The sequence below is a fragment of the Candidatus Methanoperedens sp. genome (genome assembly GCA_012026795.1).
Classification (GTDB): Archaea; Halobacteriota; Methanosarcinia; order Methanosarcinales; family Methanoperedenaceae; genus Methanoperedens.
On sequence record VEPM01000013.1, the window covers coordinates 110126 to 120484 of the forward strand.

A 10359-nucleotide genomic window follows, 5' to 3' on the forward strand; every position below is an offset into this window, starting at 1 on the left:
GGTGTCTAAGACTCACATATAGAGGATGTGCTTCTGAAGAGCCGGATGAGGGAAATCTTCAAGTCCGGTTCTGTGAGGGGGCTCATAGTAACCTTGGGGCTATTACCCCATAAGAAGGTGGGCTACGGGCTCTACTCGACAGTGCACAGAGTTCCGTCTCTGTGTCCTCTGTGCACTCTGTGGTTGATTTTCTTTGCCATCAGTCCAATGAACTGGTTTCAATCTTGTCAAGAGTTTTATCAACATCACTCTCTTCATTAAGCCTTGAAAGCACATCCATTACTTTTCCTATCGGCACGTCAACATTTTCTGTTATCCTGGAGATTGAATAGCCCTTCTTATGATATTCGATAATAAATTCCTCTTTTACTCCCCGGGTCTGAGTATCTGAAAAGACAATTAGCTTCATCTATTCATCCTTTGGAACAGCTATGCGTATGGTGTATAAAATTGCAATGAGTGCAGGGAGTGCAGCAGGTGAAATTATTGCAGCAGATAAAAATGGGGCGCCATATTCAAGGATTTTTTCTGTGCCTACTATCACCACAGCTTCTTTGGGAATTTCCCTTATAATTTCCTTTGTCTCTTTTTTAAGTTTGTCTATCAATTGACGCCATCTGCTTTTTATTTCTGATGGCACAGTTGGCATTTTTTCTTCGATTTCCGTTTCTTTTTTAATTAATTCATCTTTTATTTGTTCAAACCATCTGTCATCTCTTTCTTCTAGCTTTTTGGTGATCTCCCTGGTGAATTCTCTCACGAATTTTTGTGCTTCAGAATCGCATTTTTTTGATTCATCCAATAGATTAAGGAGAATTCCTTTGGTTTTGTTTGCATAGTCTATCAGAAGATTTCTTAGAGCTTCATCGCCTTGGGCTATGCCACCGATATCTTTATCGACTTTTTCAAATCTTGTTATTATCTCAGATTTAATCTCATCTAAGCTTTCCTTTATTTCTTTCACTCCAGCTTTAATCTCTTCTAATTCGGCTTTTATTTCTCTAGTTTGCGATTTTGTCAGCTCATTAATCGCCGCTTCCCCTATAAGCTTGCTTAAATTATTCGACAAATGATTTTTTATCAAATCGATCCAAACGTCTTGACTATCTTTATTTTTAATTGCCTTAGAAAACATATTGCACAGATCTATTTCTGGCTCATTTCCCTGACTTTTGAAAGCCATGCATGCATTAGTTATACATTCTATCGCTTTTCCTTCATTTCTATTTGTTTCTTTTTCAGGAAAGTAATTTAAGTAGGCATTTAAAATATCTATACATGCTCCAACTCTTGTTTTAATATGATGAATATAAGTCCTCGCATAAATTTCATCAAGTTTGCTTTTTGCTGTGTTTATTTCAATAAATCTTAAAGCCACATTCTCAACAGCCACTTCTAAATTACATTCAAAAATAGCATAATCATAGAAATCTAAGAAAATTCCTTCTTTATAGACTTTCTCCCATTTAGTTACAAGTTTGCAGAAAGAATTTTTCTCTTTGGAAAATTTAGCACTGCAAAATTCACACATAAACTTGTAATACTCGTATTCAGTTAACTGATATGCATCACGGTATTTCACTCCAGCATCGAAATAATTCTTCTCAAGTTCATATAAGTCGGCTTCGACTGCACAAAATTCACCTAAAATAACATTTTTTCCTAAAAAATCCCATGCATCTATATCTTTTTTAGCATCTTTCAAATATGTCCCGGCTTTTAAAAGAGAACTTTTGTCACCACTCTTCAAGAAAATATGCCTATACAATTTATAGCAATTTAAGACGGCAAGAGGATATTTCCATCCATCTTTACGGTCTAAAAAAATATTAATACTTGTTTCGTATAATTTTTTAGCTGCATTAAAGTTCATTTCAGGATTAATTCCTATTTCTGCAAGATATGAATGAGAATTTCCCTGATTTATAGTAGTGCGTCCATAATCTATGCTGTTTTCTGGAAATATCTTTCTTACTTCTTCCTGCAATTTTATAGAATAATTAAGATTTTTTTCTATGTCAATTCCTAATCCTGCAAGATAAAAAAAAGAATTTGCCAGATTTTCGATAGCACGTCCATAATAATTGCTGTTTTCTGGAAATGTCTTCCTAGCTTCTTGAAATAATTCTATAGATTCTTTAAAATTTTTTTCTGGATCAATTCCTATTTCTGCAATCCTTTGGTATGCAATCCCTAGATTTGTAATCGAAGCTGCATATTTTGAACTTTTTTTTGGAAATATCTGGATAGCTTCTTCCTGTAATTTTATAGATTCTTTAAGATTTTTTTCTGGATCAATTCCTATTTCTGCAAGACATCCGTAAGAATTTGCTTGATTCATGGTGGAGGTTGCATAATCCATTGTTTTTTCCGAAAATATCTCTCTTGCTTCTTTCTGTAATTTTATAGATTTTTTAAGATTTTTTATTGGCTGGACTCCTTTTTCAGCAAGAATTTCATGTGCATATCCCTGATTCATTGTGGCGGTTGCATAATCAATTGTGTTTTTTTGAAATATTTCTCTTGCTTCTTGCTGTAACTTTATAGATTCCTCAAGATTCTTTTTTGTATCAATTCCATGTTCTCCAAGCCTTAGATGAGCATAACCTAAATTAATAATAGAATTTCCATACTCGAATGTATTTTTTTGAAATATATTTCTCGCTTCATGATATTTTTTTATAGATTCTTTAAAATTCCTTATTGGTTCAATTCCAAATTCACCGAGATCTTGATGACCAGTTCCTTGATTCATGACAGCTCGTCCATAATTGGAGCTAATTTTTGGAAATATCTTTTTAGACTCTTGTTGTAATTTTATACATTCCTCAAAATTCTTTTTTGCATCAATTCCAAGTTCTCCAAGCCTCAGATGAGCAACTCCCTGATTCATAACAGAGATCGCATAATCCAAGCTTTTTTTGGGAAACATTTTCTGTGATTCTTGTTGTAATCTTATAGATTCCTCAAGATTCTTTTTTGCATCAATTCCTAATTCAGCAAGGTTAATATGAATAATGCCAAGATTCATACTAACTTTTGCAAAAATTATATCGTGTTTTGGACGCAATGCCATGAATATTGAAGAATAAAATCTCCCAATAAGACTATTTTCTTTTGCCTGCTCTGTTATTGATTTTTCAATTGCCTGCTCTACTTCATCAAGTAAAAAATCAAAAAATTCCTCAACTCCATTGAGTTTTATTTTAGAGCACCACTTCGAGATATCCTCACATTGCTGTTCTGTAAGGTCAACTATATCTTCTTCTGAAAAATCATGAATACTGTCAATAAAACTTCTTTTATCTCCTTTAATAACTGCTTCTCTGAGTCTATTGAGCTTACCCATGGGCTAACCGCTGATATATGATTCCATCGGTTAATATAAGTAATGTATGCAAAGTTCTGTCAAGTCCATGTTTGCCAGTGCTTTCCCTTTTTCCCATACCTCAAATACAATTTCATAAGCGCATCCTCAACTTTTGTCAATTCCTCGCCCTCAAATTCCCCAAGATCAATGTTCATCATTTTTGCCATTTCAGCGGCTCTAATGGACACTGGCACATCTATTTTCCACACACCCCTTAACTCCCTCAAGAAAATCTGGGACGTAACCTCGCCAATCCCTTTAAACTCCATTAACTTGCCCTTTAGCTCTTCGGTGTTACCCGATTGTGCATGTAGCTCTTCCAGCGAGCCGTATTTTTCCTTGAGTTCCTTCATTATGTTCAGCAGTTTCGTCGCGGTTGAAAAATCATACCTCACATACCCGCCTTCATCCAGTATCCTCACAAGTTCATCCCAGCCCGCATCAAGGATTTTCTCAGGGCTAAGGATACCATATTTCTTAAATGTCCTGTAAGTCTTCATTGCTATCTTTTCGCTTATCCTTGCGCCGAAAAGGACGGAGGCGAGGAACCATTTGAACCTGCCCGACGGCTTTGTTATATCTATCCCCAATTCTTCGCTGTATAATGGGAAGCTGGAACACAAGGTTTTAATTCGGTTCATATATTATCATCAGAAGTTTTACGGAAGATTATAATTATTGAAATCCCAAACATTAATAGTATTATGCCAGTTATACCGGATTTCTTTCCTGCTGACACATCCAGGGAATCCCTGCTCGCAGTCCAGAAGCTGGTTTCAGGGAAGGTAATTATAAAAGACGATTTTGGCGATCTGCGGCTCATTGGTGGCGCCGACCAGGCATTCATAGATGAGAGAATAATTTCATGCATAGTGGTTCTTGACTATGTTTCCCTTGAATTGATCGAACGCGTATTTTCGATTCAGGCTGTGACTTATCCATACATTCCCACTTTCCTGAGTTTTCGTGAAGGACCTGCCATCGTAAGTGCTTTTGGGAAGCTTAAAACAAAACCGGATATCCTGATGGTTGACGGCGCGGGTATAAACCATCCCCGCAGCGCCGGAATTGCCACGCATATCGGCGTGGCGCTGGATGTGCCAACAATCGGGATTACCAAGAAAATCTTATGCGGTTCGGGGAAAGAACCCTCATGGGTCGGTGAAGCGACCCCTCTTATCTATAAGGGGCGCGATATCGGGTGGCTCTTTAAGTCCGAAAAGAGGAGCAGGCCAATTATAGTAGCGCCAGGACATCGGGTTTCACTTGAAAGTTCTCTTTCTATCGTGAAGTCCTGCATGCGCAGCTACAAGCTTCCCGAACCTATCAGGCTTGCTCACAATTATGTGACTGAATTCAAAAAGAACATACCGACCCCACCAGGCATTATCTTTTAATGAGGAGACTTTTGGAATTCAAAATAAGTGCACGAATTGTCTTTACAGCGGATGATTTTTCCTGTTACTGATTTATTTATTATTTCAAGCTCGATAGCGCTTGGCTCTGCTATTCCTGGCACTGTTGCACTTCCCGGTGAAAGCAATAGAACCTCGCTTTTATGAGCAATCGGATGATGGAAATGCCCGAAGATCAATGCATCCACACCCATTTCTTTTGCAAGATAGCGAAGGCCGTCTGTATTTTCTGATGTTAGCTGCCCTTTGTGGATGACTCCGATATTTATTCCCTCGACCTTGATCATCTTACGCTCAGGGAGGAACTCCATAAGTTCGGGACAGTCGGTATCACCATGAACCGCAATGAGTTTTCCCATAGATTCAAGCTCGTTATAGCAAGCAAGTGTTTCAAAATCCCCTGCGTGGATGATAAGGTCGCAGCTTTTGATTATTGAAATGAGTTCTTCAGAGAGGCGCGAAAGGAGAGATTGCTCCTGTTTTATGTGTGTGTCCGAAAGGATGATCAGGTTCATTTGTTACTCCCTCTTTGCATTTTCTCCTTTCTTCTATCTATTATATATTATCTTTGCGCCAAATGTTTAGATTATTTAACAAAAAAGTGAACAAAAAAGAGGAAGGGGGTTAAAAAACGTGGCTTATAATATTGAAAATTATTTTTAACTCCCTTATCCCAATAAATAAATTGGTACAACCAATATATATACATATCCCTGAGCAGGTAAATTATTTTTTAAAGTTTCCTCCATTAATGAAAGGATTATTTTCCCTTTATGAAAAAGACATACAGGGCTAAGAAACCAATTGCAGTGAAAAATCCCCCAAATCCAGGGGATTTCTTTTCCAGGGACTGGGCCTGTATTGCAGCGACCTTTTGAGGTATTTCTGTGGGTGTAACTGCATCCATTTTATATGCCAGGACAGAAGGTTGTATGGTTTTGCCAACAATAACAAAAGATAAGAGCCCTGTGGTCTTTGCTTCAAAGTATGTATATGTGTCATCCTTGTTGATCCGTGTGGTTTCCAGGGGAGTCCATTCACCGTCCACGAGTCTCAGAAGTTTTATATCATAATTATCTGCCATCCAGCTGTTATTTACCTTGAGTCGGATTGAGGCTTCTTTGAGTCTCTTTGAACCTGAATAGATGTTGAAATACTTGTACACTGTTCCTTCTGGTGTCTTATTGGCGGTCTTTGTAATGCCTTTTAGCAATTCAACCTTAAATGTCACAAAGTCTTCATTGTTCGCATCGATAACATCAAGTTCATAAACCAGATTGTTAGATTTGAATATTTGATTAACTGGCTTGTCCTTAATGAGATTGAAATCTACTTTTTCAGTGAACAGTATGTTAGAGAAGTCTTCCATCGAAACCCCTCCTCCACCGCCACCACCTGAGGAGACACCACCTCCGCCATTACAGCTTGTGCAGGGTATGGATGTGTCTATTGTGGCAGATGAGTTGATTTTGATAATTTTTGATTTCTCTTGCTCTTTATTACCTGCATTATCTATTGCAGAGAAATTAATTACCCATATCCCATCTGATAAATCCGGCTTTGGAAGGACTGTGGCGTATATGGTTGTAGCACCACCCGTAACTGTAAATGTTCTGGATACATCACCTGTAACGATTATCTCCTTGACGCCGGACTCAGTATCATTAGAGGAGATATCAAGAGTAATTTTCTGATTGAACCAACCGTTCTCATCTGGAGATATGATTACACCGGCCCTTGAAAAAATAGTCACGGTAGTCAGAGGCGGAGCAATGTCCGAATTTGCAAGTGCAATTATGCTCAACGAAGAAACACAAAGCAGCAATAATGCAACCATTCTTGAAGGGGTATGATTATTTCTCGATAGAGACTTTGTTCTTTTTCCTAATTTTATCCAGGCCATAATTTTTAATTCTCAGCCACACATATATATGTAACTATGTATATAATGCATTTAATAAATAATAATAATAATCATTACAACGATTTTTAAAGAAAATGTGAGGGAAAAGTATGCGGGGGAAGGGATTTGAACCCTTGAACTCCTGCGAGAATAGATCTTGAGTCTATCACCTTTGGCCGCTTGGTTACCCCCGCGATTAGGGCATGCAGAATTATCCTTATCTGACTTAAGGATGTCGTTGATCATGAGAAACATTGGGTAAAATACATGTATGCCAAAGTCATCTTATGACAAAAAAGAATAATATAATGAATTTTTAATAAGCACTTAAATGTTATACCTATAATTTACTAAAAATGACAGACCTAAACATAATTAAAGCTTCGATAATTTCATCAATAAGACCCTCTGACGAGGAGAGGAACAGGTTAAAAAGCCTCGCGCACAGGATAATCGGGCGCATTAATTCCATTGGCAAAGCCGAGAACATAGATATAAATGGTATTCTTGTGGGATCCTCTGCACGGGGAACATGGATATCCGGGGAGCATGACCTTGATATTTTCATTATGTTCCCGCCCGATACCCGGCGACAATTCCTTGAAGAAAAAGGGCTTTATATAGCACGAAAAATTGCGACAGAAGGCGAAAGTTTTGAGGAGCGATATGCTGAGCATCCATACATTCATGCTGTCATTGATGGTTTTGAAGTTGACCTTGTCCCGGCTTTTGATGTGGAAAGCGCAGGGGAGATCAAATCAGCAGTGGACAGAACGCCATTTCATAACAAATATGTAAGTTCCAGGATAAAAGGGCTTGAAGATGATGTACTAATCCTGAAACAATTCCTGAAAGGAATAGGTGTATATGGCTCTGAGTTAAAGACCCACGGTTTTTCCGGCTATCTTGTAGAACTCCTTATAATATATTACGGTTCCTTTGAAAAGGTACTTGAAGCCGCATGTGACTGGAAATCCGGGATCGTAATTGATATCGAGAAACATGGTACAATTGTTCATAAAGACCCGATAGTTGTAATCGACCCGACCGACCCCGGACGAAACGTTGCTGCGGCGCTGTCTCTTGATAACATGTGTATTTTCATGGATAAAGCATGCGATTTCCTTGAAAATTTTGATGAATCATATTTCTATCCCAAAATTCCCCAACCGCTTGGGGATACGGATTATGAGAATATCATTTCTGCAAGAGGCACTTGCCTTATAGCGGTTGAATTTGAGGCCCCGGATGAAGTTGAGGATGTTCTGTACCCGCAGCTTTATAAGCTTGAAGATTCATGCCGGGAGATGCTGGAACGATATGACTTCCGGGTTTACAATAGCGGAGTTTGGGCTAAAGAAAAGGCCGTTGTCCTATATGAACTTGAATCTGCAAATCTTCCATGTGTAAAAAAACACCAAGGGCCTATGGTCGGGACAAAAGAGCATGCAGCGGCATTCAAATCGAAATATGAGACAGCAAATAAGTTTTCTAACGTGTATATCCGTAACGGGAAATATATGGTTGAAATCCCCAGGAAATATTCCAATGTGAGAAAACTTGTTGAATCTGAAATACTCAAATGCAGTCTTGGAAAGCATATAGGTGTTAGCATGAGAGAAAAGTTCAATGTAATGGAAAACCTGGAAATACTAAATATCAAAGATGAGGAATTCAGGAAATTCCTGAGGAGATTTTTCAATAAATAAGGAGATAAAGAGAGAAATAGAGAGAAAAAGAAAAATTATGAAATATTTACCCGTAATTCTTGTCATATTATTTTTTTTGATCCCCGGATGTCTCCAATCCTCTGATTATAAAGATATTTCAAGGTCACAATTATTATCGGATCCGGCTGCTTTTGAAGGGAAAAAAATCTGTACTGATCTGATATATGAGAATAATGGTTTTCCAGGCATAAATGTCATAAGGAATCAGAATTTTACATCAGACCTGAAAAATGCAACTCTTGCAACAGTGTGCGGGATATATAAGTCCGACCGGATTGAACCGGACTCAGTAAACCCTATCCTGGCAGTAGCAACGCAAAAAGATGTTTACTACTCAAATGAGACCCTGAGAGTCCATATTGACTTTTATTCCCAAACAGATGGAAACGGAAAGCTTGGGGTATCAGGAATAAGAAATGATTTTGACCGGCCTTTGATCAACAAAACACAGGATATCACTTTTGTTAAAGGGATCAATGGCTTTGATCTTGAATTCACGACCCCGTCATGTGAGGAATGTTCTGCGCTTTCACCGGGTGAATATGCGATCAACGCTACGGTGACTGTTAACGATAACATATTTGAAACATACAAGAAGGTCACTCTTGCAAGAAATAATACTAATATTTCAAAGAACGGATCGGGGATTTTGCAGTCAAATAATACAGTGGCAAAAGAACAATTAAATGATACGCGAGTAAATGAAATAAAGGAATATAATGCACAGACAACATCCACATATGGTACGCTATCTAACCAAACGATACTGGTCGAATACTTCTATATAACGGGATGCCAGAAGTGCGAACAGGCCACGCCTGTAGTTGAAGCTTTAATGAAATCCTATGGCAGCAGGGTAAAATTCGTAAAATATAATGCCAGAGAGGAAGAAAGGGATTTAGCTATCCAGTACAGCATTCCCGGCACTCCTTCTATTGTTATTAATAAAGATAGTAAAAACCTGATATCATACGATAATTACAACGGTGATACTGCAAAACTTGAAAGTATCTTAAAAGAGGCTATTGATAAAGCCACCATTTTGCAACAAGCTCCTGAAATCGTGCAAAGTGATACGCTCGTCCTTTCTGTGCCATCAGTTTTTTTAGTGGGGTTCCTTGCAGGTTTTAACCCTTGCCTCCTTGCCATTCTTGCTTTTATTGCATCAGTAACACTTGCGACCACAGGAAAAAGGCGAAATGTCCTTCTAATCGTACTCATGTTCAGCCTTGGAATTTTTGTAACATACCTGATAGTCGGTATCGGCCTCCTGAGAATATTGGAAGAAGCCCCTGGTTTGCAGGCAGGAATTAAGAATTTCCTTGTAGTTCTCATCGGTATTCTGGGACTATGGCATGTTTATGACGCATATCATCTCAGGAAAAATACGGAATCCTCTTTCTACACACCGAAAGCCTTTATCCGGCTCACAGAAAGCGTGACGAAGAATGTCAGTCTTCCGGCATCTTTCTTCATGGGCGCGCTGTTCTCGCTTATAAAAGCGCCATGTGTTGGCGCAGTGTATTTCCTGATACTTGATATGGTAAGAAGAGGAGAAGGCGCAGGATATTTGTATCTTGCTGCCTACAACTTTGGCGTTGTGCTTCCGGTTCTTGTTCTTGGCGGCGCGATAGCGTTTGGTCTTGATCCCGGGAAAGTGGAGAAGTTCAGGAAAGACAAACGGTCATTGATGAGGCTTATAACCGGAGTGACGCTGCTTGCTATTGCGGTTTTGATGTATATGGGGATAATTTGATTTGATCAATGACAGAACCATCCAGCGCCAAAACTCTTAAGTATTACCATTTGGTAATATTTATTTTTTGATTTAGAAGATGAAAACCCACATTCCGCATACCCCCTAACACAAATACATTTTTTCATAATTTGAGCCCATAAGTGCCAATATCTTCCTGTGAATTTCTCTGAGATTCATCATGC

At 38.4% G+C, this 10359-nt stretch carries 8 protein-coding genes and 1 tRNA gene; 3 read left to right on the plus strand and 6 right to left on the minus strand.

Features of this window, described 5'->3' with window-relative positions:
• Positions 1 to 199 precede the first annotated feature (199 nt).
• Genes FIB07_07880 through FIB07_07890 form a run of 3 tightly spaced genes read right to left on the minus strand, consistent with a single transcriptional unit; the run spans position 200 to position 4011 of the window.
• A complete protein-coding gene (locus FIB07_07880) occupies positions 200 to 409 on the minus strand; it encodes a hypothetical protein (protein NJD52772.1) in 210 nt (69 codons plus the stop codon).
• Positions 410 to 3349, minus strand: coding sequence for a hypothetical protein (locus FIB07_07885; GenBank protein ID NJD52773.1), 2940 nt, complete (start codon positions 3347 to 3349; stop codon positions 410 to 412). It lies immediately after the preceding gene.
• A gap of 59 nt (positions 3350 to 3408) precedes the next feature.
• Positions 3409 to 4011, minus strand: a complete 603-nt coding sequence (locus FIB07_07890) for a hypothetical protein (GenBank protein ID NJD52774.1) — start codon at positions 4009 to 4011, stop codon at positions 3409 to 3411.
• Between the two features lie 63 nt (positions 4012 to 4074).
• Between FIB07_07890 and FIB07_07895 the strand changes: the two genes are divergently transcribed.
• Entirely contained in the window at positions 4075 to 4767 is a 693-nt protein-coding gene (locus FIB07_07895; GenBank protein NJD52775.1) for an endonuclease V, read from the plus strand.
• On the opposite strand, the gene FIB07_07900 is transcribed toward FIB07_07895, so the two are convergent.
• The 3 genes from FIB07_07900 to FIB07_07910 all read right to left on the minus strand — a co-directional run bounded on the left by FIB07_07900 (position 4764) and on the right by FIB07_07910 (position 6882).
• Complete coding sequence (locus tag FIB07_07900; GenBank protein ID NJD52776.1) at positions 4764 to 5300, minus strand: metallophosphoesterase; 537 nt, start codon at positions 5298 to 5300, stop codon at positions 4764 to 4766. The genes FIB07_07895 and FIB07_07900 overlap by 4 nt on opposite strands.
• 245 nt (positions 5301 to 5545) lie before the next feature.
• Entirely contained in the window at positions 5546 to 6688 is a 1143-nt protein-coding gene (locus FIB07_07905) for a PGF-pre-PGF domain-containing protein (GenBank protein ID NJD52777.1), read from the minus strand.
• Between the two features lie 111 nt (positions 6689 to 6799).
• Positions 6800 to 6882 (minus strand) — tRNA-Leu (locus tag FIB07_07910).
• A gap of 162 nt (positions 6883 to 7044) precedes the next feature.
• On the opposite strand from FIB07_07910, the gene FIB07_07915 reads away from it, so the two are divergent.
• Together FIB07_07915 and FIB07_07920 are read left to right on the plus strand one after the other, a co-directional pair.
• The gene (locus tag FIB07_07915) at positions 7045 to 8397 is read left to right on the plus strand and encodes a CCA tRNA nucleotidyltransferase (protein NJD52778.1); all 1353 of its coding nucleotides are present in this window, start codon (positions 7045 to 7047) and stop codon (positions 8395 to 8397) included.
• 37 nt (positions 8398 to 8434) lie between these two features.
• Entirely contained in the window at positions 8435 to 10174 is a 1740-nt protein-coding gene (locus FIB07_07920; GenBank protein ID NJD52779.1) for a hypothetical protein, read from the plus strand.
• Positions 10175 to 10359: the final 185 nt, after the last annotated feature.